This is a genomic window from Methyloligella solikamskensis (genome assembly GCF_042676065.1).
Classification (GTDB): Bacteria; Pseudomonadota; Alphaproteobacteria; order Rhizobiales; family Methyloligellaceae; genus Methyloligella; species Methyloligella solikamskensis.
The window spans coordinates 358645-384660 of record NZ_JBHTJO010000002.1; the positions used below are offsets into that span (position 1 = coordinate 358645).

At 63.9% G+C, this 26016-nt stretch carries 27 protein-coding genes; 14 read left to right on the plus strand and 13 right to left on the minus strand.

Features of this window, described 5'->3' with window-relative positions:
- Nucleotides 1-15: 15 nt before the first annotated feature.
- Nucleotides 16-864: a hypothetical protein gene (locus ACFQ2F_RS14725; RefSeq protein ID WP_379091349.1), complete on the plus strand. Its 849-nt coding sequence runs from the start codon at nucleotides 16-18 to the stop codon at nucleotides 862-864.
- Nucleotides 865-873: 9 nt separating this feature from the next.
- Here ACFQ2F_RS14725 and ACFQ2F_RS14730 read toward each other — a convergent pair whose 3' ends face one another.
- The 3 genes from ACFQ2F_RS14730 to ACFQ2F_RS14740 form a co-directional block, all read right to left on the minus strand.
- Nucleotides 874-1602, minus strand: coding sequence for a hypothetical protein (locus tag ACFQ2F_RS14730; protein WP_379091351.1), 729 nt, complete (start codon nucleotides 1600-1602; stop codon nucleotides 874-876).
- 83 nt (nucleotides 1603-1685) lie between these two features.
- Nucleotides 1686-2240 carry a 16S rRNA (guanine(966)-N(2))-methyltransferase RsmD gene (rsmD, locus tag ACFQ2F_RS14735; RefSeq protein WP_379091353.1) on the minus strand — a complete coding sequence of 185 codons (555 nt, stop codon included), beginning with the start codon at nucleotides 2238-2240 and terminating at the stop codon, nucleotides 1686-1688.
- 3 nt (nucleotides 2241-2243) lie between these two features.
- A complete protein-coding gene (locus ACFQ2F_RS14740; RefSeq protein WP_379091355.1) occupies nucleotides 2244-3143 on the minus strand; it encodes a pseudouridine synthase in 900 nt (299 codons plus the stop codon).
- A 96-nt stretch (nucleotides 3144-3239) separates the two neighbouring features.
- Here ACFQ2F_RS14740 and ACFQ2F_RS14745 point away from each other — a divergent pair, with 96 nt between their 5' ends.
- On the plus strand, nucleotides 3240-3671 hold the full coding sequence (locus ACFQ2F_RS14745; RefSeq protein ID WP_379091357.1) for a nucleoside deaminase: 432 nt from the start codon (nucleotides 3240-3242) through the stop codon (nucleotides 3669-3671).
- Nucleotides 3672-4022: 351 nt separating this feature from the next.
- Here the strand turns inward: ACFQ2F_RS14745 and ACFQ2F_RS14750 are convergent, their stop codons facing one another.
- From ACFQ2F_RS14750 to purD, 3 genes are all read right to left on the minus strand, one after another.
- Complete coding sequence (locus tag ACFQ2F_RS14750; RefSeq protein WP_379091359.1) at nucleotides 4023-4361, minus strand: hypothetical protein; 339 nt, start codon at nucleotides 4359-4361, stop codon at nucleotides 4023-4025.
- 261 nt (nucleotides 4362-4622) lie between these two features.
- The gene (locus ACFQ2F_RS14755) at nucleotides 4623-4832 is read right to left on the minus strand and encodes a hypothetical protein (RefSeq protein ID WP_379091361.1); all 210 of its coding nucleotides are present in this window, start codon (nucleotides 4830-4832) and stop codon (nucleotides 4623-4625) included.
- 83 nt (nucleotides 4833-4915) lie between these two features.
- A complete protein-coding gene (gene purD, locus ACFQ2F_RS14760; RefSeq protein ID WP_379091363.1) occupies nucleotides 4916-6178 on the minus strand; it encodes a phosphoribosylamine--glycine ligase in 1263 nt (420 codons plus the stop codon).
- 142 nt (nucleotides 6179-6320) lie between these two features.
- Here purD and xseA point away from each other — a divergent pair, with 142 nt between their 5' ends.
- Together xseA and ACFQ2F_RS14770 are read left to right on the plus strand one after the other, a co-directional pair.
- The gene (gene xseA, locus ACFQ2F_RS14765; protein WP_379091365.1) at nucleotides 6321-7943 is read left to right on the plus strand and encodes an exodeoxyribonuclease VII large subunit; all 1623 of its coding nucleotides are present in this window, start codon (nucleotides 6321-6323) and stop codon (nucleotides 7941-7943) included.
- A gap of 76 nt (nucleotides 7944-8019) precedes the next feature.
- Nucleotides 8020-8238: a DUF2093 domain-containing protein gene (locus ACFQ2F_RS14770; protein WP_379091367.1), complete on the plus strand. Its 219-nt coding sequence runs from the start codon at nucleotides 8020-8022 to the stop codon at nucleotides 8236-8238.
- 73 nt (nucleotides 8239-8311) lie between these two features.
- Here ACFQ2F_RS14770 and lpxK read toward each other — a convergent pair whose 3' ends face one another.
- The 6 genes from lpxK to ubiA all read right to left on the minus strand — a co-directional run bounded on the left by lpxK (nucleotide 8312) and on the right by ubiA (nucleotide 15732).
- Nucleotides 8312-9343, minus strand: a complete 1032-nt coding sequence (gene lpxK, locus ACFQ2F_RS14775) for a tetraacyldisaccharide 4'-kinase (RefSeq protein ID WP_379091369.1) — start codon at nucleotides 9341-9343, stop codon at nucleotides 8312-8314.
- Nucleotides 9333-11351 (minus strand): glycosyltransferase N-terminal domain-containing protein, encoded by a 2019-nt coding sequence (locus tag ACFQ2F_RS14780; RefSeq protein ID WP_379091371.1) that lies wholly within the window; start codon nucleotides 11349-11351, stop codon nucleotides 9333-9335. The genes lpxK and ACFQ2F_RS14780 overlap by 11 nt, the downstream gene beginning before the upstream one ends.
- A gap of 12 nt (nucleotides 11352-11363) precedes the next feature.
- On the minus strand, nucleotides 11364-13235 hold the full coding sequence (locus ACFQ2F_RS14785; RefSeq protein WP_379091373.1) for an ABC transporter ATP-binding protein: 1872 nt from the start codon (nucleotides 13233-13235) through the stop codon (nucleotides 11364-11366).
- A 166-nt stretch (nucleotides 13236-13401) separates the two neighbouring features.
- Nucleotides 13402-13638 (minus strand): DUF4170 domain-containing protein, encoded by a 237-nt coding sequence (locus tag ACFQ2F_RS14790; RefSeq protein WP_379091375.1) that lies wholly within the window; start codon nucleotides 13636-13638, stop codon nucleotides 13402-13404.
- Between the two features lie 71 nt (nucleotides 13639-13709).
- Nucleotides 13710-14534, minus strand: coding sequence for an inositol monophosphatase family protein (locus ACFQ2F_RS14795; RefSeq protein ID WP_379091377.1), 825 nt, complete (start codon nucleotides 14532-14534; stop codon nucleotides 13710-13712).
- Between the two features lie 235 nt (nucleotides 14535-14769).
- Nucleotides 14770-15732 (minus strand): 4-hydroxybenzoate octaprenyltransferase, encoded by a 963-nt coding sequence (ubiA, locus tag ACFQ2F_RS14800; protein ID WP_379091379.1) that lies wholly within the window; start codon nucleotides 15730-15732, stop codon nucleotides 14770-14772.
- Between the two features lie 59 nt (nucleotides 15733-15791).
- Between ubiA and ACFQ2F_RS14805 the strand changes: the two genes are divergently transcribed.
- Complete coding sequence (locus tag ACFQ2F_RS14805) at nucleotides 15792-16562, plus strand: 16S rRNA (uracil(1498)-N(3))-methyltransferase (RefSeq protein ID WP_379091381.1); 771 nt, start codon at nucleotides 15792-15794, stop codon at nucleotides 16560-16562.
- Nucleotides 16563-16673: 111 nt separating this feature from the next.
- Nucleotides 16674-18077 (plus strand): glutamate--cysteine ligase, encoded by a 1404-nt coding sequence (locus tag ACFQ2F_RS14810; protein ID WP_379091383.1) that lies wholly within the window; start codon nucleotides 16674-16676, stop codon nucleotides 18075-18077.
- A gap of 261 nt (nucleotides 18078-18338) precedes the next feature.
- Here ACFQ2F_RS14810 and ACFQ2F_RS14815 read toward each other — a convergent pair whose 3' ends face one another.
- Entirely contained in the window at nucleotides 18339-18905 is a 567-nt protein-coding gene (locus ACFQ2F_RS14815) for an invasion associated locus B family protein (protein WP_379091385.1), read from the minus strand.
- A 546-nt stretch (nucleotides 18906-19451) separates the two neighbouring features.
- On the opposite strand from ACFQ2F_RS14815, the gene coxB reads away from it, so the two are divergent.
- From coxB to ACFQ2F_RS14855, 8 genes are all read left to right on the plus strand, one after another.
- Entirely contained in the window at nucleotides 19452-20327 is an 876-nt protein-coding gene (coxB, locus tag ACFQ2F_RS14820; RefSeq protein WP_379091387.1) for a cytochrome c oxidase subunit II, read from the plus strand.
- Between the two features lie 64 nt (nucleotides 20328-20391).
- A complete protein-coding gene (gene ctaD / locus ACFQ2F_RS14825; protein ID WP_379091389.1) occupies nucleotides 20392-22002 on the plus strand; it encodes a cytochrome c oxidase subunit I in 1611 nt (536 codons plus the stop codon).
- A gap of 69 nt (nucleotides 22003-22071) precedes the next feature.
- Nucleotides 22072-23025, plus strand: coding sequence for a heme o synthase (gene cyoE / locus ACFQ2F_RS14830; protein WP_379091391.1), 954 nt, complete (start codon nucleotides 22072-22074; stop codon nucleotides 23023-23025).
- Nucleotides 23025-23168: a hypothetical protein gene (locus ACFQ2F_RS14835; RefSeq protein ID WP_379091393.1), complete on the plus strand. Its 144-nt coding sequence runs from the start codon at nucleotides 23025-23027 to the stop codon at nucleotides 23166-23168. The genes cyoE and ACFQ2F_RS14835 overlap by 1 nt, the downstream gene beginning before the upstream one ends.
- Nucleotides 23169-23189: 21 nt before the next feature.
- A complete protein-coding gene (locus ACFQ2F_RS14840) occupies nucleotides 23190-23807 on the plus strand; it encodes a cytochrome c oxidase assembly protein (RefSeq protein WP_379091395.1) in 618 nt (205 codons plus the stop codon).
- A gap of 66 nt (nucleotides 23808-23873) precedes the next feature.
- Nucleotides 23874-24761 carry a cytochrome c oxidase subunit 3 gene (locus ACFQ2F_RS14845; protein ID WP_379091397.1) on the plus strand — a complete coding sequence of 296 codons (888 nt, stop codon included), beginning with the start codon at nucleotides 23874-23876 and terminating at the stop codon, nucleotides 24759-24761.
- A 69-nt stretch (nucleotides 24762-24830) separates the two neighbouring features.
- Entirely contained in the window at nucleotides 24831-25223 is a 393-nt protein-coding gene (locus ACFQ2F_RS14850) for a DUF983 domain-containing protein (protein WP_379091399.1), read from the plus strand.
- Nucleotides 25223-25987 carry an SURF1 family protein gene (locus tag ACFQ2F_RS14855; protein WP_379091401.1) on the plus strand — a complete coding sequence of 255 codons (765 nt, stop codon included), beginning with the start codon at nucleotides 25223-25225 and terminating at the stop codon, nucleotides 25985-25987. Before ACFQ2F_RS14850 ends, ACFQ2F_RS14855 begins: the two co-directional genes overlap by 1 nt.
- The last annotated feature ends 29 nt before the right edge of the window (nucleotides 25988-26016 follow it).

The window sequence follows — 26016 nt, forward strand, 5'->3', positions numbered from 1 at the left end:
GGACCGGTCGCGATCATGTTCGCCAATAAAAAGCTGCGCCGCTGGACCATCGGCATCGCCGGTGTGACCGCTATCGTCGCGGGCAGTTGGGCGCTGGTGGATTACCTGAAGGACCGGCGCACCGAGCGCATCTACAACGCCGAGCTTGAGAAGGTCGTGGCCCTGGGCGATCTCGCCAGGGAAGAGGAGTTCCACGCCAAGCTCGACCGCATGCGCGACTTCATCAACGATCACAGCGACCACCGCATGGGCAAGGAGTTCTGGCGGCTCCACGCCCAGGCCGATGGCATTGGCTATCTGCAGCGCATCCGGGCCCACGCAGAGGGCGAGTCCGACGAGCCCGCGCCCATGGATTGCAGCACCCGCTCCAACCTCATGAGCAAGATGCTGCAGGACCAGGGCTACGAGACCCGCATCGTCGCCCTGTTCGACACGGACAAGACCACCCGCTCCCACACGGTTGTCGACATCCTGAACCCTGAGACCGGCCGCTGGGAGACCCAGGACCCGGACTACGATCTATTCTGGAAATCCACCAAGACGGGCGAGCGCATCTCCATCGCCGATGAGAGCGGGGATCTGGACGCCATCCTGCCCTGCGGGCCGACCCATTGCGGCTGGGACAATGTCGGCCGGGACGGTCAGAAGGCCACCACCGTGAAGCTGATGCTCGACATCATCGGCATCACCCGTAAAGGCAAGGATGTGCGCTACGCGGTCTATTCGCCCCGCGCCAACCTGGACGCCACTTTCGAGCAAGGAGGTGAGAAGGGCCGGTTCTGCGAGGTGCACGAGAAGCGCTGCCGCGACGGCTTCGTCGCCATCGGCGGTCACGCAGCGCTGGAGCAGAAGCTCTACCGCTAGGCGTTCCGCCTACTCCTGCTCGAGCTCCGAGACCACGGAAGGCCCGAGAAACGCATCGTCCGCGTGCGCCAGCTCCTCGCCTTCGATCGCGTCCTGAGACCCCAGGCTGATATGGGCGATCTGGAGAATGTGCCCCGCCGGCGTCTTGAACAGGGTGTAGTGGATCTCCATCGGATCCTCGCCGGACCGGCAGCCCGTGAACAGCCGCCGCACGATCACGTTCTGGATCTTGTCGCCCTTCTTCTTCCCCGAGATGAAGCGTGCATCGCAGGCGGACGAATCGTCGGCCATGATCTGGTCGACCGCTTCATCGAGATCGACATCGGCCATATCCTTGTAGCCCGCCAGCGCCCCGATGATCCCGTTGTCATAGGTCCAGACGACGTCGAACCCTTGCATGGGATTCTCCGACGGATCGAGGATTCGGTACTTCGTGATGCCGGCATCGGCGAGCAGGTTGGAGGCGAACACGACCGCCTCGCTGCCCGTGAACAGCTGATGGTCGCCGCCTTCGGAATCCTCATCCGAAGTGTCGTCCGCGGCGGCCTCGATCTCCGGGTCCGCGTTCGCTTGAAGCCCTGCGAAATCGCTATTGCCGCCGCTCGTGCGGTCTATGCTACGCGGCGTACCGGTGACGTCTGCCGAAGCCACACCCGCAAAGAGGATGGAAACGGAAAGACAGGCTGCGACAATCGCAGAGCGCGCGCAAAGGCGCGAAATTAGCTCAGCGGAACGCATCGAACACTCCCAGCCACACGCGAAGCCCCTCGATCTACTAAAACACGACCAGCAGGCCCCTGCCATGGTCGTTAGGGCTCAAGTCACGTTCCGCGCAGCAGTGTGATCCTCGTGTCACCATAGTCCCGCTCGTCGAGCGTCTCGAACGCGCACGGAATCTCTAGGGTGAGCCCGCTTTTTTCCTCCAGGACGGCGATCGCGTCGGGGGCGAGCCAGCCCCCTTCTGCGAGGCTGGCAAGGGCTTTCTCGCCCAGACCCTTCCCGTAGGGCGGATCGAGGAAGACAAGATCGAACGGCGTCATGGTGCCGACAGGACCGAGCCGCGTGGCGTCCCGCCGCCAGATCTTGCTGGCCCCTGTCAGGCCCAGCGCCTCGACATTGCGCCGGATCGCGGCCCGCGCCCCTGCCGCCTCGTCGATGAAGCAGCAGAACCGCGCGCCCCGGGAGAGCGCCTCCAGGCCTAGCGCGCCGGAACCCGCGAACAAGTCCAGCACCCGCGCATCGTCGAAATCGACGCCCATCCCGTGCTCCAGCACATTGAACAGCGCCTGGCGCACCTTGTCCGAGGTCGGCCGCGTGGCGTCGCCCTTGGGCGCCACGAGGGTATGGGAGCGAAACCGGCCGGAGACGATCCGCATGGCCTAGCGCTTCGCCTTCCGGCGGTTCTGGGGTCCGCGCGGTGAATGGGGTTTGCCCTGCTTACCCGGTGTCGGTCGCTTGCCGCCTTCCTTGGTGGGCGCGCGCAGGCCCAGCTCCTGGGCGAGCTTCACGCCCAGATGGCTGACCAAGGCCTTCGCTCCCACCTCCTGGATCGCGCCCGGCGCCAGCTCCCCCAGCTGGAACGGCCCGAAGGAGATGCGGATCAGCCGGTTCACCTTCAGCCCGAGATGCTCCAGGAGCCGCTTCACCTCCCGGTTCTTGCCCTCCCGGATTCCGATGGCGAGCCAGATATTGCCGCCCTGCACCCGCTCGATCGACGCCTCGACGGGGCCGTAGGCAATGCCGTCGATGGTGACGCCCGCGCGAATCTCCTCCAGCTGCTCATCGCTCACCTGGCCGTAGGCCCGCACCCGATAGCGCCGCAGCCAGCCGGTCGAAGGCAGCTCCAGATGCCGGGCGATGGCGCCGTCCGTGGTGAGCAGCAGGAGCCCTTCCGTGGCGATATCCAGCCGGCCGATGGAGATCACCCGGGGCAGCTCCGGCGGCAGCGCCTCGAACACGGTCTTCCGGCCCTGCTCGTCCTTATGGCTCGTCACCAGCCCCTTCGGCTTGTGATAGCGCCACAGCCGCGGCGTCTCGGCCTCGGGCAGGGCCTTGCCGTCCACCGTCACCTTGTCCTTTTCCGTGACGACGCAGGCCGGCGTCGCCAGCACCTTGCCGTTCACGGCGACGCGGCCCTCTTCGATGAGCTTCTCCGCATCCCGCCGGGAGCACAGCCCCGCCCGCGCAATCAGCTTGGCGATGCGCATGCGGGCAGGAGCATCGGGGGCTTCAGCGCCTTCACCCTGTTGCTTTTGCGATTCTTGATCCGCTTGTGTCATGAGGCGCATATGACGTGGATGAGCAACAAATTGAAAGCCCTCAGGATGCCGGAGCGGGAGGAAGATGGACGCGGAGCGCCGGATCGGCGCCCTCCCATGGAGCTCGCTCTTGGCGAGGCCGAGAAGGCCGCCGCCGCAGGCGAGGTGCCCGTGGGCGCCGTGATCGTCTCTGCAGAGGGCGAGATCCTGGCCGCCGCCGGCAACCGCCCCAGGGCGGCGAACGACCCGACGGCCCATGCGGAGCTGCTGGCGATTCGGGAGGCCTGCGCCAAGCTGGGCTCCGAGCGGCTGATCGATTGCGATCTCTACGTGACCCTGGAGCCCTGCGCCATGTGCGCCGCGGCGATCTCGTTTGCGAGGGTAAGGCGGCTCTATTTCGGGGCCTACGATCCCAAGGGCGGCGGCGTGGAGCACGGCCCGCGCTTCTTTGCGCAACCCACCTGCCACCACGCGCCGGAGGTTATCGGCGGGCTGAACGAAACCCGCGCCTCGGAGCTTCTGAAGGACTTCTTCGCCGAGCGGCGGTGAGTGTCAGGGGCCACATGGTTCGAGACGCGGGCTACGCCCGCCCTCACCATGAGGAGAAAGGTCAGCGATTCTGGCCAGAAGGCAGCGAGCAGATCGTTTCACCTCACCCTGAGGGGCGCGGAACGCGCCGTCTCGAAGGGTGCAGGCCCGTGCGCAAAACACCTTCGTCATTGCCGGGCTCGACCCGGCAATCCATGCCGTTCCCTCTCGGCTTGAGCCCCGGGTCAGCAATGATCGCCGAACGCGCTGCACGGCAACGGCGTGGATGCCCGGATCAAGTCCGGGCATGACGACAGAGTTTGCGGCGGCCGGGTCAGACCAACCAATAACGATGTGAAGTGGAGAAAGCCCCTACCGCTGATTCGGCATGGGGTTGGCTTCGGGCTTCAGCCAGATCGAGGGCGACTGCGACCGGCGCAGGGCCTGATTCTCGATATTACCCGGCTCGTAGGGCACGAAGCCGAAATAGGAATCCCAGCGCGGCCCGCGGCGGATCACATAGGGATATTGCGGCGTGCGGCCCCGCTCGAAGATCTTGGCTTTCGTCACCGGCGAAGCATGCTCAGGCGCTGAAAGCGACAGCGGCCCGGCTTCGGCAGGCTTCGGGGCAATCGCGGTCAGGCAGAAAGCCACCAGGGCAAAGCCGAAAACGGCTGCCAGCTGCCCGATTTCCAAAAAGCTCCGCGCCATGAAGTCCTCCGCAAGTTTCGCAAATCAAACCGCAAGCTAGGCCTGCCGGTCCCAATTGGCAATGAGCCTTGCACGAAACCGTGGAGAAAGTGCGAATCTGCAACGGTTTGTTTCTGAAGGCAGGGCGTTGGCCCACGGCAAGACCGTCATCCCAGCGAAAGCCGGGATCCAATAACCACCGAAATTCGTGAGACGCAAAGGCAAGGGGTTACTGGATCGCCCGGTCAAGCCGGGCGATGATCGACAACAACGGAGAGGTGCCTAAACGCTTTCGGCCCATTCTATGAATTTCTTCCAAGGAATCTTTTTGCCCTTGCCTCGGTGCGTGCGGCCTTTGCACCACTCGAGATTTCCTTTTCCCAAGATCAAGTCTCCATGGTGGGTCTTCCCGTCAGGCGACCGGACTTGAAATTCGATCCCCTTGGTCTTGACGTCCATATCGACATCGAAGCTCTTGATTTTCACTTCCATCAAGCATCCTCCTGTAAATGCTCGATGGTTGTAACGAGAAAGCTCAGAGAGGGGCAAGGATAGGTTGTGTGGGGCGGTCTGACCTAAACCGCCCGCCAGCCGATGTCCCGCCGGCAGAAGCCTTCCGGCCAGTCGATCTTGTCCACGGCCTCATAGGCGCGCTTCTGGGCTTCGGCGATGGTATCGCCCCGCGCCGTGACGCCGAGCACGCGGCCGCCGGTGGCGATCACCTTGTCGCCGTCCTGGGCCGTGCCCGCATGGAAGATCTCGACGCCCTCAGGCGCCGCGGCTTCTTCGAGCCCCTTGATCTCCGAGCCCTTCTCGTAGGCGCCCGGATAGCCTTTCGAAGCCATCACCACGCAGAGGCTCGCACCCGTATGCCAGTCGAGCGTCACCCCTGAGAGATCGCCTTGGGCGGTCGCCAGCAGCGCCGGCAGCAAATCCGACTTCAGCGCCACCATGAGCGCCTGGCATTCCGGGTCGCCGAAGCGGACATTGTATTCGATGAGCTTGGGGCTTCCGTCCTTCACCATCAGCCCGGCATAGAGCACGCCCTTATAGGCCATGCCCGCATCCGCCAGCCACGAGACCGTCGGCTGGATGATCTCGGCGACAACCTTCTGGCAGACCTCGTCGGTCATGATCGGCGCAGGGGAATAGGCGCCCATGCCGCCCGTGTTCGGCCCCTCGTCGCCGTCATAGGCGCGCTTGTGGTCCTGGGCAGTCGCCAGCGGCAGGATCGTCTCACCATCGACCAGGGCAAAGAAGCTCGCCTCCTCGCCGTCGAGAAACTCCTCGATCACCACCTTCGCGCCTGGGCCGCCATAGGTGCCGTCGAAGCAAGACTGCAGCGCCCGCAAGGCCTCGCCCGCGTTATGAGCGATAGTCACGCCCTTGCCGGCCGCGAGCCCGTCCGCCTTGATCACCACCGGCATGTCGTGGGTCATCAGATGGGTGCGGGCATCGCTCGCATTGTCGAAGGTCGCGTATTTCGCCGTGGGGATATTCGCCTCGTCGCAGATCTGCTTGGTGAAGGCCTTGGAGCCTTCGAGCTGGGCCGGCTTCGCGGCGGGGCCGAACACGGCGATGTCCTCAGCCTCCAGATCGTCCGTCAGCCCCTCCACCAGCGGCGCCTCGGGCCCGATCACAACGAGGCCGATCTCCTTCTCCTTGCAAAAGGCGAGCACCGCCTGATGGTCGGTCAGCATCAGGTCCACGCATTCGGCGACCTTTGCGATTCCGGCATTGCCCGGCGCGCAGTAGAGCGTCTCCAACTGAGGCGATCCCGCCAATTTCCAGCAGAGCGCATGCTCGCGCCCGCCGCCGCCGATCACTAGAACGTTCACGTCTCGCTTATCCCCGCTTTATTGTCCGGATTGCGTCTTGCACTTGCTTGTGGGGCGCGTAGGCCCCAGCTTCGAGAAATTCCGCGCTTCATAGCGCGCTTTTGCGCCCCATAACAAACCGCGAGATCAAGATCACAAAGACATGCCGCCCGAGCTCGACCTCAAATCCAACCTGATCGAATATTCGGTCTCCGAGCTGTCCTTCTCCCTGAAGCGCACGGTGGAGGACGCCTACGGCCATGTGCGCCTGAGGGGCGAGATCTCCGGCTTTCGCGGCCAGCATGCCTCGGGCCATGCCTATTTCACACTGAAGGACGAGAAGGCCTGCATCGATGCGGTCTGCTGGCGCTCCACCTTCGGCAAGCTGAAGTTCAAGCCGGAGGAGGGGCTGGAGGTGATCGCCACCGGCAAGGTCACCACCTATCCCGGCCGATCCAAATATCAGATCGTCATCGAGCAGCTGGAGCCGGCGGGCCTCGGCGCGCTCATGGCGCTCCTCGAAGAGCGCAAGCAGAAGCTCGCCGAAGAAGGCCTGTTCGACGAGGCCCACAAGAAACCGCTGCCCTTCCTGCCCAGGGTCATCGGCGTGGTGACCTCACCGACCGGCGCCGTGATCCGGGATATCCTGCACCGGCTGGAAGACCGCTTCCCGAGCCATGTGATCGTGTGGCCGGCCCGGGTTCAGGGCGATACCTGCGCACAAGAGGTCTCGGCTGCCATCGAAGCCTTCAACGCCATGGACGGCGCAGGCCCCATGCTGCGCCCCGACCTCATCATCGTGGCCCGGGGCGGCGGCAGCCTGGAAGACCTCTGGGGCTTCAACGAGGAGGCCGTGGTGCGTGCGGCGTTCGCAAGCGAGATCCCGCTGATCTCCGCCGTCGGCCATGAGACCGACTGGACGCTCATCGACCTGGTCGCCGATTACCGCGCGCCGACGCCCACCGGCGCGGCCGAACGCGCCGTGCCAGTCCGCGCCGATTTGCTGCTTCAGGTGTCCGGTTATGGGGTCCGCATGGGCGGGGTCTTGCTCAGCTCGCTGGGCGGCCATCGCAATCGCTTCCTGGCCGCGTCCCGGGGCATTCCGAAGCCGTCTGCTATCCTCGCTCTACCGCGCCAGCATTTCGACAGCGTCTCCGGGCGTCTGGGCAGGGGCACGCTTTCTCATGTGCAGCGCGCCCGCAGCCTGTTCGCCAACCAGGCTATGCGCCTGCCGAAGCTGTCCCAGCTCATCACGGCGCCGCGCCACCGGTTCGACGCGACGGCCCGCATGCTGGCGCCGGCGCTTTCGGCGAACGCCCAGAAGCATCGCGGCCGCTTCGACCGGGCCGCCCAGCTCCGTCCCCATCTTCTCTCGGGCCGCGCGCGCCAGGCCCGCGAGCGGCTGACGCGGCTGGAGCGCCAGGCGACACGGGGCATGGCGAACGAGATCGCGCTGAAGCGCCGCAAGCTGGAAGAGCAGTCGAAGTTGCTGGTGTCCTTAGGCCCGCAAAACGTGCTGGCCCGGGGGTTCGCCCTGGTGCGCGACGAGGCGGGGCAGGTGGTGCGGGAAGCCACGGGCGTGAGCCCCGGCACACCGCTCGATCTGCAATTCGCCGACGGCCATCTCGGCGCTATCGCCGGAAAGGCCACACCGGATAGCTCAGCGCCGAAGAGGACGGCACCGCCCAAACCCAAGTCCCCTAGACTTGAGTCCCCTAAACCTGCATCCGCCAAGCCTGAGGCCAGCGCCGAAAAGCCGCCGGCCAAACAGGGCAAGCTGCTCTAGCGATCTTCGGATGTGGAGTCTAAGGTGGCCCCGGTCCGGCAGGAACAAGCGCAAGAGAAGAGACGGCTCTAACGTGATGAACCGCTTCGAACGGCTCGGCTTCAAAGGCGAGGCCAAGCTCAGATATCTTGATGGCGAGGTCCAGGTGCTCTCGCCCGGAGACTTCGTGCGTTGCGCGGTCACCGGCGAGCCGATCCCCCTGGACCAACTCCGCTATTGGAGCGTCGAGCTCCAGGAGCCCTATATCGACGCCGCCGCCTCCCTGTCGCGCTACCGCGCGACCCACGGAAAGTAATAGACTTACTCGGCGATTGGATGGGGTTTCGGTAATACCGAACTCGTCGACGCGTAGAGGCTTGACCGAACCGCTACCCCTTCGGCACGTCGCCGCGCTTGCGGTTGATCGTTTTCGTCATCAGATCGCCGAGCGCGGCCTCGTCGCCGATTTTGATCTCGATGGGCAGCGGGCGGGAGCGGAATTTCAGCTCGCCCGGCGGCGTCTCCCGGTCTTCAGGCAAACGCACCCAATCCTTCTCGGTGGTCACCAGCATGCAGTTGCGCGATTCCGCCTCGTCGAGCAGCGCCTGGGCCTGCTTATCCGTGAAGCGGTGGTGATCGGGGAAAACCTTCTTATCGACGAGCCGCGCGCCCGCGTCCCGGAGCGTGCGGAAGAAGCGGTCCGGCTGGGCGATCCCGGCAAAGCCGATCACCGGCAGCACGCCGAGCCACCGTGTATCCTGCTTGAAGCCGATCTCGGCCTTGAGCACGAGCTTGCCGGCCTCGGTGAAGCGCTCGATCAGCCCGTTCGCCTTGTTGCCTTCGCCCACTACGATCAGCGCATCGGCCATGCGGATCTGCGGCTCAAGCGGCGCGCGCAAAGGGCCTGACGGCAGCACCATGGCATTGCCGATGCCGGTCTTGGCATCGACGCAGATCAGCGAGAGATCCTTCCCGATGGACGCATTCTGGAATCCGTCATCCATCACGATGACGGTCGCATCCATGGTCTCGATAAGCTTGGCGCCCTGCTCGCGATTGGCGGAGACGATGGTCGGCGCGTGCTCGGCCAGCAGCAGTGGCTCGTCGCCGACCCGGTCCGCTTCCATGCCCTCGCTCACGCGCACCGGGCCGTCCTCCTTGCCGCCATAGCCGCGGGTCAGGAAGGCGGGCCGCTCGCCGGCGATCTTCAGGATCTCGGCCACAGCGATGGCTGTCGGCGTCTTGCCGCTGCCGCCCACGGTGAAATTGCCGACGCAGATCACCGGCAGGCGCGAAAGATAAGGTGCCGCCTGGGTCGCCTTCTTCTCGGCGATGCGTCCGTAGAGCCGGCTCACCGGCTTCAGCGCCGTCGCCATGGCGCCTTGCTCCTGATACCACCATTTCGGCGGACTAAGCTTCATTCGTCGTCTCCGTCTCGTCGGGCAGGAAGCGGGCGAGCTCCGCAACCGTGCGGTCCAGCGCGCCGCTCATCCGGTTCAGGCAGCGCGTCGCATTAGCGATCATCGCCTCCCGCTCGTTTTCATTCGTTAACAGGGCCACGACCTCGCGGGCCATTGCCTGGGGATCGCCCACCTGCCGGCAGCCGTCCGCTTCCAGAAGCTGGGAATAGGAATCCTTGAAGTTCGACCAGCCGGGGCCGGTCAGCACGGCCGCGCCCAGCTTGATCGCCTCCACCGGGTTCTGGCCGCCCTCCTTTTTCAGAGAACCGCCGATCAACGCAACAGGCGAAAGCGCATAAAGCATGCCGAGCTCACCGATCGTGTCCGCGATATAGACATCGGTGTCCGGACCTGGAAGTGCGCCTTCGGAGCGGAGCGCTGTTTTGAGCCCGCGCTGGGAAACCGCCTTTGCGACGCCGGGGCCGCGATGGGGATGGCGCGGGGCGATGATGGTGAGGAGGTCGGGCAGGTCGCGCTTGGCGATCTCGTGGGCTTGCGCCACCAGCTCGTCCTCGCCGGGATGGGTGCTGGAGGCGAGGAAGACCGGCCGTCCTTTGAGGGCCTCTTCAAGCGCCGGACGCCCTTCGATATCGGCGGGCGGCGGCGGCGCATCGGCCTTCAGATTGCCGACCGCGATGGATTCGCCTGCGCCCAGCCGCATGAACTGGCGGCCCAGGGACGCGTTCTGCGCCAGCACCAGATCGAAGCAGGAAAAGAGTGGCCGGCTGAAGCTCTTGAAGCGGCGCCAGCGGTTATAGGTTTTCTTGGAGATGCGACCGTTGATGAGCACCAGGGGCACGCCCCGTGCCTTGGTTTCCAAGAGCAGGTTCGGCCAGATCTCCGATTCCACCAGCAGCGCAAGGTCGGGCTTCCAATGATCCAGGAAGCGCCGCATGTATTCCGCGCTGTCCAGCGGCACGTATTGATGGATGGCGCCTTCCGGCAGGCGGCTTCTGGCCAGCTTGGCCGACGTCACCGTCACCGTGGTGAGCAGGATGTTGAGGTCCGGCCAGCGCTTCTTCAGGGCGCCGATCAGCGGCAGCGCCGCATTCGTCTCGCCCACGCTTGCCGCATGGAGCCAGCAGAGCGTGCCTTCAGGCCGGGCCTGGCTCGCCTCGCCGAACCGTTCGCCGCGGTGCTCCGGCTCTTCCTTGCCCTTCCCCTCGCGCCAGTCGAGCAGCTTCGGCACGAACGGCTCCGCCGACCGCGTCAGCCCGCGATAGGCCTTGAGCACCGCACCGGGCTTGGCGCGCTTCAGGCGGTAGGCGTCCGAAATCGGATCGTCGCTCCCAGCCAACCCATAGGCCTTGGCCATGGTCTCGTTCAGCCCGTCCTCCAGCGCCTGGCGGGCGCGTTCCATCTCCTCTTCGTCGGCATCCGCCGATACCCAGACCGGATCGCCCACGGCGATGCCCAGCCTGTTGAAGGGATAGTTGATGGTGAGCTTGCTCCAGGAGTTGAAGGCGAAATAACGCTTCGTCGCCATGCCGAACGGCACCATGGGCCGGCCCGATAGCCGCGCCATGGTCACGATGCCCATGCTGGCGCGCCGGGCAGGGCCCGGTGGCACATCCGCGGTGATCACGATGGTGGTGCCGCGATCCAGCGCTTTGACCGCTTCGCGCAAAGCCGTCGCCCCGCCGCGATCCTTCCGCCGGTTGCCGGCACCGGCACCGCGGGCGAAATTGGTCCCGAAATGCTTCAGGGTCTCGGCGATGAACTCCGCATCGCCGTGACGCGCCACCATGGCCACCACCTCGGGCACCCAGGGCGGGCGCATCTTCGGCGCCAGCAGAAACTGCCCGTGCCAGGTGATGAAGATCTGGGGATCCTGATCCTTCAGGCGCTGGTCGAGATCGTCCGGCGTTCGCCGGATGTCGCTCGTGCCATAGACCAGGTTGATATATTTAGCGCCAAGCCAGCCGGCCAGGGCGACCAGGCGGTTCGAACGGGCGAGACTCTTGAACATAGCCCTCGCGCGCTATTTCGTGGCCAGCGCGACGGCTTCCGGATCGCCGGACTCTTCGTCCGGTTCCGCGTCGGCCGCATCGCCGCCGATATCGAATTGGGTCTTGTGCAGCCGCGCATAGAGCCCGCCCTTGGCGACCAGCTCTCCATGGCGTCCGGTCTCCATGACCCGCCCGTGATCGAGCACGCAGATCAGATCGGCCTTCTGCACCGTGGAAAGCCGGTGGGCGATCATCAGCACGGTCCGGCCGCGCATGAGTTTCTCAAGCGCCTTTTGCACCTTGGCTTCCGCCTCGCTGTCCAGCGAGCTCGTCGGCTCGTCCAGAAGCAGGATCGGCGCGTCCTTGTAGATGGCGCGCGCGATCGCGATGCGCTGGCGTTCGCCGCCGGACAGCAGCGTGCCGGCCTCACCGACGCGGGTGTCGTAGCCCTGCGGAAGCTTCATGATGAAGTCGTGGGCCGCCGCCGCCTTGGCCGCCGCGATCACCTCGTCTTGGTTTTCGGGACGCGAGCCATAGGCGATGTTCGCCCGCACGCTGTCGTCGAACAGCACCGGGTCCTGGGTCACCAGCGCGATGGAATCGCGCAACGACGCGATGGAAACGTCCGAGATGTCCTGCCCATCGATCGTGATCTTGCCGGCGGACGGATCGAAGAAGCGAAGCGCGAGATTGACCATGGTGCTCTTGCCGGAGCCCGAAGGTCCGACCAGCGCCACGGTGGAGCCCGGGGCGACGGTGAGGTTCACGCCTTGCAGCACCGGCTTGCCAGGCTCATAGGCGAAGGTCACGTCGTCATAGGTCAGCTCGCCCTTGGTCAGCTCCAGGGCAGGGGCGTTCGGCACCTCCTTCATCTGGGTCTCAAGGTCGATGATGCCGAAGACGCGGCTTGCCGCCGCCATGCCTTCCTGAAGCTGGGTCTGCAGCGTGGCCGCGCTCTTCAGCGGCGGATAGATCAGCAGGGCCGCCGTCATGAAGCCCATGAAATGGCCGAGCGTCAGGTCGCCCCGAATGCCCTTGGTGCCGGCGAAATAGATCGCCAGTGCGAAACCAAGCCCCGTGATCAGCTCGATAGAGGGGCTGGACAGAGCGCGGGCACGCGTGCCGCGCATGGTGAATTCGAGCGCCCGGTTGATGGCGCTCGCCGCGCGCTCCTTTTCCTTCTCTTCCTGGGCATAGGCGCGCACCACGCGAATGCCGCGAAGCGTCTGGGTCACCAGCGCGGAGAGATCGCCGGTTTCCTGCAGCGACTTGCTGGTCGACTTGCGCATCTTGCGGCGCTGCCGGCCCAGCATCACCCAGCCGATTGGCATGAACAGAAGGATGAGGATGGAGAAGCGCGCATCCATGTAGAACATGGTGGCGACCAGGATGATGATCTTCAGATAGCTCTCACCCAGCGTCACGAGCGAGCGGCTCGCCGCTTGGCGGATCAGGTTTGAATCGTTCAGGAAGCCCGACAGCAGCCGGCCCGAATGGATCGACTGGATCCAGCTCAGATCGGCGAAAGCCAGCCGGTTGAACATGCGGATGCGAAGATCGGCGATAAAGCGGTGGCCCAGATAGCCGACGGTCACCTCGGCCACGTATTCGGCCAGGCATTTGATCACCGAGACGCCGACGATACCGGCGGTCACCCAGTAGATCATCGACTCCTTCTTGGCGACGAACACGTCGTCGGCGACCACCTGAATGAGGAACGGGATCGCGCCCGTCGTCGCCGCGGTCAGCAGCATGGCGATCGCGGCGACGATCAGGATGCCGAGCCGCGGGCGCAGGTTCTCGCGCCAGATCCGGCGGACGAGGTCCCCGGTCGTGTACTCGGTGTCCAGGCCGTCCTTGCTGCGCGCAATGCTGCGCGTATCGCTGAACAACTGGTCTTTCAACGATTGATCCCCAAAGCTTGGGCTGCCGGCGGCGAGCCCGTTGCGGCCGCCCGAAACGCGGTCTGGGCGGGTCTTAACACCAAACGATCCCTTGACCCAACCGGTCTCGTTGCGGCGTGTCGCGCCTGCCGCACGCGGCTCGACCTGATCTGTCTGCTTGGCCCGTCTACTTGGAAGGGTCGATCAGGCTCTGCAGGTCGACGATGAAGTAGCGCCGCAATGCGTCGTCGAGATTGCGGTGGCTCACGTCTTTCCAAGCGTTATAGGCCGCTTCGTAGTCGGGGAATATCCCGATCATGTCGAGCGCATCCGGATTCTTGAACGCCACGCCATCCAGATCTTTTAGCTCGCCTCCGAACACCAGATGCAGGACTTGAGATTTGGGTGCGACGGTTTCGGCCATAAGACTAAATTACTCCCTCAAACGCATTTCCGGCAGACTGCCCAAAGCTGCCGTGGAAATCCAAGCTTGCCCTACAATTCAACGTGCCGCGTGCGCTCGATGATCGCATGGTGGATGGCGGGCGGCGCGCCCACGACGCTCCCGACCCGCGGGTCAGGCTGGTTATAGCGGAAGCCGTGTCCCGCATGATCGGTCGCGCACCCGCCGGCCTCTTCCACGATCAGCGCTGCCGCGGCGATATCCCATTCGCTCTTGGGCGTCAGCGAGATGGTCGCCTCCGCCTTGTTGGCGGCGACCAAGGCCAGCCGGTAGGCGACGGAGTTCACCCATTGGGTCTCCACGTCGGGCCAGGGCTCCCGCCAGACGGGCTTGCGGAACAGTCCGCCGCTGGCGATCAGCCGCGATCCTGCGAGCTCCTTACTGTCGTCGATATGAATGCGCTCATCGTTGAGAAAGGCGCCGCCGCCCTTGATGGCGTGGAAGAACTCGTCCGTGACCGGATTGTAGACCGCGCCCAGCACCGGCTCTTCGTCCCGCACCAGCGCAACGGAGACCGTCCATTCCGGCACGTTCCGGATGAAGGCGCGGGTCCCGTCGATGGGGTCGACCACCCAGACATTCTGACAGTCCAGCCGCTCGCGCGTGTCCTCGCTCTCTTCCGAAAGCCAGCCATAATCCGGGCGGGGCGTGCAGAGATCGAGCTTCAGCGCCGCATCGACCGCCGTGTCCGCCTGACTCACCTCGCTGCCGTCGGGCTTCTTCTTCACGTCGAGCTTCTGCTCGTTGAAATAGGTCAGCGCTAGCGCCCCCGCATCGCGCACGGCGACTTTGAGAAGATCAAGATCCTCTTCGATGGACGGGTGGGGCTCCCGCTTGCTGGCGCTCATAGCTGTCATGGGGGGACTGTATCGCCTCCTTCAGGAACGATCACACCTTCCGATACGGGTTGTTAACACTGTCCCTTAAGCGATTCGGAAAGCTTCTCGTTGAAAGCTTGTCGTCGAAAGGGCTTGGGGATGCCGCCCCAAGCACTCAAATCAAAAAACCATCACCGCAGGAAATTGTCGGCGAGGCGTCTTGGAAGTCCCGGGAATGCGAAAAGCGTCCCGGGATTTCTTTTGTCCGCAGGCTCTAGAAGACCGCGGCGAGATACATATCCAGCACAATTGCGGCGAAAACCACGAAGCCGAAATCCCGGTTTGAGCGGAATCGCGTCAGGCAATTGTCGCCGTCGTCGATATCGAGAGTGGCCACCTGCCAAAAGAGATGGGCGCCCGCCGCGATCATGCCCAGGAGGAAGATGATCTCTCCACCGGCTGCCAGTCCTGCGAGCAGGATGAGCGTCCACGCGGCGGTGTAGAATCCCACCAGCCATGTTCGCGTGTTGCGGCCGAATTTGAGCGAGGTGGATTTCAGCCCGATCAGGGCGTCGTCCTCCCGGTCCTGATGGCCGTAGATCGTGTCGAAGCCGATAATCCAGCAGATGGCGCCCGCATAGAGCAGGAAGGCCGAAAGTGAGAGCCCGCCGGTGACGGCCGCGAATCCCATGAGAGCCCCCCAGCCGAACGCCATGCCGAGCACGGCTTGCGGCCAATAGCTGAAGCGCTTCACGAAGGGGTAGAGGGCCACGATGGGCAATGCCAGAAGGCCGGTCACGATGGCGAAGGGATTGAAGGAGAGCAGCACCGCCAGCCCAATCAGGCAGAGCAGCACCAGGAAGGCGACGGCCCCTTTCAGACTGACCTGACCGCTGGGAATGGGCCGGGAGCGTGTGCGCGCCACCTGGGCGTCGATCTCCCGGTCGACGATGTCGTTATAGGTGCAGCCCGCCCCGCGCATGGCGAAGGCGCCGATGGCGAACAGAAGAAGTAGCCACAGATCGGGAAAGGTTGCGTCCCGGCTCCGCTCCGCCAAGGACACCGACCACAAGCAGGGCATGGCGAGCAGCCAGAAGCCGATCGGCCGGTCCGCCCGCGCCAAGCGCAGGTAAGGCAGCAGGAAGGCCGGAGCGTAGCGATCCGCCCAGTTTCCCTGCGGCGCATCGGCCACGCCGCCCGCATCGGCAGCTTTGCTCTGTCCAGCCGGACGTGTCATGTCTGAAGGTGCCCCATCCTCGGTCATATAGGCCTTTTTCGGAAAATTTCCCGCCCCGGATGTCTGCAAAGCCCGTGCCGATCAAAATGCCGACTGTCTCGCCCGCCAAGCTTCAGAGACTTTATGTCGAAGCCCCCCTCGCTGAAGGGGCCCGGGCCGAGCTTTCCACCGCTCAAGCTCACTACCTCCTGAACGTCCTGCGACTCAAGGCCGGCGATCACGTTCTCCTCTTCAATGGCAAGGACGGCGAATGGCGCTGCATCGTCGCGGAAGCCAAGAAAGGCGCCGCGATCTTGAGCGCCGAGGAGCAAACGCGCGGCCAGGAAGCAGGTCCTGACCTTCACTATCTTTTCTCGCCTCTGAAGCGTGCCCGTCAGGACTACATGGCTCAGAAGGCGACCGAGATGGGAGCGAGCCTGCTGCAGCCCGTCATCATGCGCCATACGGTCGCCGACAGGATCAAGATCGATCGCCTCCAGGCCAATGCGGTGGAGGCGGCTGAGCAATGCGGCCTGCTGCGCGTGCCGGAGGTGGCCGACCCGGTCAAGCTCCCGAAACTCCTTGAAGACTGGGACCCTGCACGGCCGATAATCTTCGCCGACGAGGCCGCCGCGAACGCATCCCCCATCGCCGCGCTGTCGGAATTGCAGCCCCAGCCGGTCGCGCTTCTCGTCGGGCCGGAGGGCGGCTTTCACGAAGAGGAGAGGGCGGCCTTGCTTGAAAAGCCGTTCGTGCTTCCCATGTCGCTTGGACCGAGGGTCATGCGGGCCGATACTGCGGCCGTTGCCGCGTTGGCCCTCGTAAGCGCCGTGATCGGGGATTGGCGCTAGACGTTAGGAAACTTGCAAGGCCCTTCAGCCATACGCAATAAGAACAGCCGGTCTCTATAAGTCGCGCCCCGCAATCTTAGAGTCGGCCCCCTCCAACCACCGGAGTTCCCCATGTCCACACGCGTGGATGGGCCCTCAAGCCCCATCATCGAATCGCGGGATGAGCTGGTTGCTTACCTGGAGAAGGGCTGCAAGCCGCGCGACACGTGGCGCATCGGCACCGAGCACGAGAAATTCGCCTTCTATCAAAAGGATCACATGCCCGTCCCTTACGAGGGGGATCGCGGCATCGGCGCGCTTTTGAAAGGCATGCAGGACCGTTTCGCCTGGGATCCGATCATCGAGGACGGCAAGCTGATCGCCCTCAACCGGACCGATTGCGACAAGGGCGGCTCCGTGACCCTGGAGCCCGGCGGCCAGCTGGAGCTCTCCGGCGCCACGCTGGAAAACATCCATGAGACCTGCGAGGAGGTGCGCCACCATCTCGTCGAGACCGAGGAGATCGGCGACGAGCTCGGCATCGGCTTCCTAGGCCTCGGCTTCACGCCGAAATGGACCCTGCGCCAGATGCCCATGATGCCGAAGGAGCGCTATCGCATCATGGCCAACTACATGCCCAAGGTCGGCCAGCTCGGCCTGGACATGATGTTCCGCACTGCCACCGTGCAGGTGAATCTGGATTTCGCCGACGAGGCGGACATGGTCAAGAAGCTGCGGGTCGGTCTCGCACTTCAGCCCATCGCAACGGCGCTCTTCGCCAACTCGCCCTTCACCGAAGGCCATCCCAACGGCTTCAAATCCTACCGGGCCGAGATCTGGCGCGACACCGATCCCAATCGCACCGGCGGTCTGCCGCAAGCCTTCGAGGAGGGCTTCGGGTTCGAGCGCTATGTCGACTACGCCCTGAACGTGCCGATGTATTTCGTCTATCGCGGAGGCCGCTATATCGACGTGACCGGCGCCTCGTTCAAAGACTTCCTGGAGGGAAAGCTTCCGGCGCTTTCCGGCGAGAAGCCCACCATGGCCGACTGGTCCGATCATCTGACCACGGCGTTTCCCGATGTCCGCCTGAAGCATTTCCTGGAGATGCGCGGTGCCGATGCCGGGCCGATCCCCAATATCTGCGCGCTTTCCGCCTTTTGGGTCGGGCTTCTCTATGACAGCCAGTCCCTGTCGGATGCCGAAGCGCTGGTCTCAGACTGGACGGCTGAAGAGCGTGAAGAACTGCGCGATTCCGTACCGCGCCGGGCGCTCGATGCGCCGTTCCGGGAGCATACGGTGGCAGACATCGCCCAGGATGTGCTGGCGATTTCGGAAGCCGGGCTCGAGCGGCGCAGCCACCTCGACAGCAAGGGCAGGGACGAGCGCCACTTCCTCCGGCCGCTGCATGAGGCTCTGGAACATGGCGTGCCGGCGGACCGGCTGCTCGCGGCCTATGAGGGACGCTGGCAAAGCAATATCGACCGGCTCTTCGAGGAGGAAGCCTACCGGATCCGCCCGCTGGAAACGGCTTGATTAAACAGTTTCGCGGAAGATTGCTTCGGTTCGGGCGAAAAATCTGCTATAAGGACGCTTGAAAGCGTGGTCCGGTATCTCCAGATATCGACCTAGTTCTCCTCCCATCCGCTACCCTGCACGGATGGGATGGACGTCCGTCCCCCGACGGATGCGGATCGGCGGTAGAGGCCTCTACCGCCGATCTTTTTTGTGCTCCCGAGAATCTGAAATGATGCGCAAAAGCGCTGTCACGCCAAGGGTTTAGCGGCTTGCCGCGGGCTATTTGACGGCTGCGGAGCCGCTGGAGAAGCCTTCCAGGGAGACTGGGATGCCGATGCCGGATTCGTAGGTGTCGAAGATGATGAAGACGGCCTGTTTGCCGGACTGCATCTTCTTGACCACCTCGTCCTGCAGCACGACCTCGGCGATGCATCCGTTGCGGCTGCATTTGAGGAAGGGCGCGTTGCCGACATCCTCGCCGTCGATCTTGAGGCCAAGTCCCGTCGGCAGCAGCACGCCGAGCGGCACTACGACCCGCAAAAGCTGCTTGTCCTCGCCGACCGCTTTGTAGAACACCACCGTCAGCCCGACATTGGGCCGGTCTTCCGCCGTCACGCTCTGCACCAGCGCGCATTTCTCGTCCTGGGCGCCGGGTGGCGTGCGGCAGCTCACCTGCCATGCCCCATGGGTCTCCTTGATCACGCTGCCGGGGCCGGTGATTCCCCCACCTTCCTCTTCGGCCTGGCCTTGAGCCAAGGCCGTGCCGTTCAGCGCCATAAGGGTGAAAGCGGCGAGAAGGCTCGCACGGCAAAAAGAAACGAGGCCGGGGAGACGGGGCAGGGTCATGGATGAAAAACGCTCGGTTGAAGACTCGGTTGAAGAGGTGTGTGAGACGGGCCGCTGGCGCGGTGGCGTTAAGCGGCCAAGCTAGCGGAGGAACGCTGGCGCTGCAAAGCGTTAGATGCGCCCCGTCGTCCCGCGATTGGGCTGCCTTGACCAAGGATTGAGGCTAAAATTCGGCTGTTGCGTAAAGGTCTTGTGGCAGCGCCTTCCGACCTCGGTCCCAGCCCCTGAAGCCATTGAGGTTTCGGCAAAAAATCTATCCCTCAAAGCGTGAATATGCCGCATAGCGTGGGAAGGATGAGTATTGCCAATCTATATTGTTTATGATTTTTACACGTTAAAAGAGCTGACGAGCGATGCGCTCTGAAGGCCGAAAGCAAGAACAAAGAGCTGGGGGGACCGCCACGTCGCGATCGGGAGGATCGCGAGGCCCCATCTTTGTCCAAATGCCGGCCCGATCACACGCGCAACGACGCAGCCCTGGAGGTTAGCGCACGGTATTCGACCCGCTTTATGCGGTCGAATAGGGGCAGACTGAGGAGTGTGAGAATGGGGACCTTCAATCGACGTATTGCCGGCGTTTTGGCCGTTGCGGCGCTGCTGTTCAGTGGCCCGGCCTTCGCCCAGATGGGGCAGCCTGCCCCATGGCAGATCGGCATGCAGGACGCCGGATCGCCCATCATGGCGCAGATCCACGACTTCCATAATTTCGTGACGGCAATCATCATCGTCATCACCCTTTTCGTGCTGGCGCTGCTCGCCTGGGTCATGATCCGGTACAACGAGAACCGGAGCCCGGTCCCGTCGCGCACCACGCATCACACCATGCTGGAAGTGGTCTGGACGATCGTTCCGATCCTCATTCTGGTCGCCATCGCGATCCCGTCCTTCCGTCTGCTGTTCGCCCAGTACGACTTTCCGAAGGCCGACATCACCATCAATGCAACCGGTCACCAGTGGTACTGGAGCTACGAGTATCCGGACGAGGATATTCAGTTCGATTCGCTGATGCTCAGCGACAACCAGCTCGAAGAAGGCCAGCCCCGCCTTCTCTCCGTCGACAACGAAGTCGTCGTGCCGGTCGGCAAGAACGTTCTCGTGCAGGTGAAGTCCACCGACGTGATCCACGACTGGGCCGTTCCGTCCTTCGGCGTGAAGATCGACGCCGTGCCCGGACGCCTGCAGACGACGTGGTTCCGCGCCGAGCAGGAAGGCATGTTCTACGGCCAGTGCTCGGAGCTTTGCGGGCGCAATCACGCCTTCATGCCGATCGCCGTTCGCGTGGTCAGCGAGGAGGAGTACGCCAAGTGGCTCTCCGAGACCAAAGAGGCGGCCCTGGACGACGGCAAGAGCGTCGCGGAGGCTGAGCCTGCAGCTGAAACGGACAACGGCGGCGCAGAAAAGCTCGCTGCGATTGAGAACTAGTCAGCGCGGAGACGCGCCTGGGATTGAGATTTAAGAAGCACGCTTGAGGACGAGGAACACCGTTATGGCAGATCAAGCCCACACTGCTGCTGCGGAGCATCATCACGACGATCATCCAACGGGCTGGCGCCGCTGGGCCTACTCGACCAACCACAAAGACATCGGGACGATGTATCTCATCTTCTCGATCGTGGCGGGTATCATCGGTGGCGTCCTGTCGATCGCCATGCGCGCCGAGCTCATGGAGCCCGGCATGCAGTATTTCGGCAATCCGGAAGTCTTCAACGTCTTCACCACCGCCCATGGCCTGACCATGGTGTTCTTCATGGTCATGCCGGCCATGATCGGCGGTTTCGGCAACTGGATGGTACCGCTGATGATCGGCGCGCCGGACATGGCCTTCCCGCGGATGAACAACATCTCGTTCTGGCTGCTGCCGGCGTCCTACGCGCTCCTGCTGATTTCGCTCTTTGTGCCCGGCACGCCCGGCACCAACGGTGCGGGCACCGGCTGGACCGTCTATGCGCCGCTTTCGACCTCAGGCAGCCCCGGACCGGCCGTCGACTTCGCGATCCTTTCGCTCCATCTGGCGGGCGCCTCGTCGATCCTCGGTGCGATCAATTTCATCACCACCATTTTCAACATGCGCGCCCCGGGCATGACCCTGCACAAGATGCCGCTCTTCGTGTGGTCCGTGCTGGTCACCGCCTTCCTGCTGCTTCTGTCGCTGCCGGTTCTCGCGGGTGCCATCACCATGCTGCTGACCGACCGCAACTTCGGCACGGCATTCTTCGACTCGGCTCAGGGCGGCGATCCGCTGCTCTACCAGCACCTCTTCTGGTTCTTCGGCCATCCTGAGGTGTACATCATGATCCTGCCGGGCTTCGGCATCATCAGCCACATCGTATCGACCTTCGCCCGGAAGCCCGTCTTCGGCTATCTCGGCATGGCCTACGCCATGGTCGCCATCGGCTTCATCGGCTTCATCGTGTGGGCTCACCACATGTATGCCGCCGGTATCGACGTGAACACACAGGCCTACTTCGTGTTCGCCACCATGGTGATCGCGGTGCCGACCGGCGTGAAGATCTTCTCCTGGATCGCCACCATGTGGGGCGGGTCGCTCTCCTTCCGCGCGCCCATGGTCTGGGCCATCGGCTTCATCTTCCTGTTCACCGTCGGCGGTGTGACGGGCGTGATGCTGTCCAACGCCGGCGTCGACCGGGCCATGCACGATACCTATTACGTGGTCGCCCACTTCCATTACGTGCTGTCGCTTGGTGCGGTCTTCTCGATCTTCGCCGGCTGGTACTACTGGTTCCCGAAGATGTTCGGCTACATGTACTCGGAGTTCGTCGCGAAGCTGCACTTCTGGGTGATGTTCATCGGTACGAACCTGACCTTCTTCCCGATGCACTTCCTCGGTCTCGCAGGCATGCCGCGCCGCTACGTGGATTATCCGGACGCCTATGCAGGCTGGAACATGGTCGCGTCGATCGGTTCCTACATGGCCGCTCTCGGCGTGGTGATCTTCCTGTTCGGTGTCGCGCAAGCCTTCATCCGGAAGACCCGTGCTGCAGACAATCCGTGGGGCGCTGGTGCCACGACGCTGGAGTGGACCCTGTCCTCGCCGCCGCCGTACCACTGCTTCGAGACTCTGCCTCGGATCAAATAGGACCAACGGACCGGTGCGCCCCACCAATCCAGGGCGCACCGGCTTCCGCCACTTGCTGAGTAGGTGAGAATGTCAGACGTCTCCCAGACATACGCTCCGAGCCTCGACGCCGTCCCCGGTGGCGAGGTCGGTGACTATTGGGAACTGCTGAAGCCCCGGGTCATGTTCCTGGTGGTGTTCACCGGCCTGGTCGGCCTGGTGGCGGCCCCGGTCCACATGCATCCGGTTCTCGCCATCGCGGCGCTGCTCTGCATCGCAGTGGGCTCTGGTGCTGCCGGTGCCCTCAACATGTGGTTCGACTCCGATATCGACCAGCGTATGGCGCGCACAGCCTCCCGGCCCATCCCGCAAGGCAAGGTCACCGAGAGCGAAGCGCTCACCTTCGGCGCCGTGCTATCTGTCGGGGCCATCGGCTGCCTGGGCCTGATGGTGAACTGGCTGTCCGCCGGACTGCTGGCGTTGACCATCGGCTTCTATGTCTTCGTCTACACCATGTGGCTGAAGCGCTGGACGCCGCAGAACATCGTCATCGGCGGTGCCGCGGGCGCGATGCCGCCCATGATCGGCTGGGCCGCAGCCACGGGCAGCATCAGCCTGGACCCGATCGTTCTCTTCCTGATCATCTTTATCTGGACGCCGCCCCATTTCTGGGCCCTGGCCATCTGCCGCTCCAAGGAATACGAGCGCGCCGGCGTACCGATGCTTCCCGTCACCCATGGCGACGATCACACCCGCAACCAGATCCTGGCCTACAGCCTCCTGCTCGCGCCGCTCGGCTGCGTGCCCTCGCTGATCGGCCTGGGTGGCATGCTCTATCTGGTGTCGTCGGCTGTGCTCGGCCTGCTGTTCGTCGCCTTTGCCATTCACTGCTGGCGGACCCGCGAGGGTCAGGACGCCTACCGCGCGGCCAAGCAGCTCTTCGCCTATTCGGTGCTCTATCTCTTCCTGCTCTTCGCCATCCTCCTGGTGGAGAAGGGCTTCGGGGTCGGGGGCGGTCCGCTTCCGGCGTTATGGACGATCTGATGGAAGATGGGGATGAGGAATTCAAACGCCGTCGGCACAAGCGAAACATCGCAATCGCTTTGGTGCTCGCCGGGCTTGTTGTGCTCTTCTTCATCGTCACCATCGTGCGGCTTGGCGGCAATGTCGCCAATCGCGCTATTTGACGTTGAGCGAGGATTGGTCGCGTGACGAAGGATAACGAACGCAGCGAAGAGACGAAGGAGCGCAAGCCGTCACGCCACGGCTTTGTGGCGCTTAGCCTCGCCGCGGTGGTCGCCGGCATGGTCGGCCTGTCCTTCGCCGCCGTGCCGCTCTATCGCATCTTCTGTCAGCAGACCGGCTATGCGGGCACGCCCCAGCGGGCCGACGTCGCGCCCGACGAGGTGAGCGATCACACCGTCAATGTGCGCTTCGACGCCAACACCATGCCCGACCTGCCGTGGAGCTTCGAGCCTGAGACGAACGAGATGACAGTGCGCATCGGCGCGTCGAATCTCGCCTTCTTCAAGGCTACGAACAATTCCGACGAGCCGATCGTCGGAACGGCCGTGTTCAACGTCGCGCCCAACAGCGCGGCCCAGTATTTCAACAAGATCCAGTGCTTCTGCTTCACCGAGCAGCGGCTCGAGCCCGGCGAGTCCATGGAGATGCCGGTGACCTTCTTCATCGAGCCGAAATTCCTCGACAACGTGAGCACGAAGCACATTTCGGATATCACGCTCTCCTACACCTTCTACCGGAGCGATAAGGGGCAGGGGGTTGCCGCCGCACCGACGGAGAGCAAGGGGAAATCCGGCTCGTAAGAGACGGAGCGTTATGGGAGGGAGGCGCGTGGATCGCCTCTAGTAGGGAAAGAACGGAGCGCAACGATGGCTGAGACCCACGCCAAGAACCACGATTACCACCTGCTCGATCCGAGCCCCTGGCCGATTGTCGGCGCAGTGTCCGCCTTCGTCCTCGCCGTCGGCACGGTGCAGTTCTTCGTCACCCACAAGGCTGGCGCCTCCGAGCCGCTCTGGCTCCTGCCCGGCATCATCCTGGTGCTCTTCACCATGATCGCCTGGTGGAGCGACGTCATCAAAGAAGGCCGTCAGAACGAGCACACGCCGGTCGTGCAGCTCCATTTCCGCTACGGCATGATCCTGTTCATCGCCTCCGAGGTGATGTTCTTCGTGGCCTGGTTCTGGGCTTATTTCGACGTCGCGCTCTATCCGGACGACGCGGTGACTTATGCCCGGACCGCCGTGACTGGCGGTGTGTGGCCGCCCGTGCCCAGCACCGACACCGATGTTGCGGGCCTCGGCTGGTTCGCCAACACGTACAATCCCTGGGGCCTGCCTCTGGTGAACACGCTGATCCTGCTGCTCTCGGGCACCACGGTCACCTATGCTCATCATGCGCTGCTGGAGAACGACCGTAAGGGCGTCATCCGAGGCCTGATCGCGACCGTGATCCTCGGCATGATCTTCACCGCCGGCCAGGTCTACGAATACATCCACGCCGGCTTCGGCTTCGGCGACCACATCTATGGCTCGACCTTCTTCATGGCGACCGGTTTCCACGGCTTCCATGTCATCGTCGGCACCATCTTCCTGGCGGTCTGCCTGTTCCGTGCCTGGGGCGGCGCCTTCACGCCGGAACGCCACTTCGGCTTCGAAGCGGCCGCCTGGTACTGGCACTTCGTCGACGTGGTCTGGCTCTTCCTGTTCGCCTCGATCTATATCTGGGGCGCAGGCGCCGACTACCCGGCCCACTAGACGGTCGGATCCAATCTTCGAAGGGCGGCCGGAAACGGCCGCCCTTCTCGTTTGAGCGGGAATCAAATCATGACCAGCAAGCACGAGCCCGCAGAGCCGATCCCGCCGCTGGGCCAGACGGCCTGGCGCGGCATCGCGGGGAAGTGTCCCGATTGCGGTCAGGGCAGCCTGTATTCCGGCTTTCTCACCTTGAAGAGTGAGTGCGACGCCTGCGGCCGGGATTTCACCGCCGCGGACGCGGGCGACGGTCCGGCCATCTTCGTCATGCTGATCACCGGCTTCATTATCGTGGGAGCGGCCCTCTTCGTGGAGGTCTACTACCAGCCTCCATACTGGTTCCATGCGCTGCTCTGGCTGCCGCTCGGCATCGTACTGCCCCTCGCCATGCTGCGCCCCCTCAAGGGCCTGCTGCTCGCCCTGCAGTACCGGCACCAGGCCGCTGAAGGCCGTCTCGCCGACTGATGGCGGAGCACGAGACCCAATCGCCGCAATCCGAACCGGAAAGCGTGAAGCGCTTCGTCTGGTTCACCATCTTCATGGTGCCTGTCTTCGCGCTCACGGTCTGGCTGGGCGTCTGGCAGCTTCAGCGCCTGGAATGGAAGCGGGGACTGCTCGCCGCCATCGAAGAGCGCAGCGAGGGCCCGCCCGTTGCCCTTGAGACGGTGCTTGAGAAAGCGAAGGACGGCGAGGACATCGAATACACTCGCGTGACCGTGGACGGCCGCTTCGACCACGCTAGGGAAGAATATCTCTATGCCCTGGATGAAGGCGATCCCGGCTGGCACGTGATCACGCCGCTTGAGACTGACGAAGGCTCCACCGTCTTGATCGACCGCGGATTCGTCCCCGCCGACAAAAAGGCGCCGGAGGCCAGGGAAGAAGGCCAGCTTGAGGGCGAGGTGGAGGTCACGGGCCTCGTGCGCCAGCCTCAGGAGCCGGGCCCCTTCACCCCCGACAACGAGCCTGCCAGGAAACAATGGTTCTGGCGCGATCTGGATGGCATGCGCCAGGCCATGTTCCCCGATAGCGGCAAGAGGGTCGCGCCGTTCTTTATCGAGGTGGAGCCTTCCGACATCCCGGGCGGTCTCCCCAAAGGCGGCCAGACCAACCTCACGCTGCCCAACAACCACCTGCAATATGCCTGGACCTGGTTCTGCATGGCCGCGGTTCTGGGCGGTGCCTATCTCGCCTATGCCTGGAGTGTTTTCCGGAAGAAGAAGGCTTGAATATCGCCCGTCCCATTAGCCTTACACAG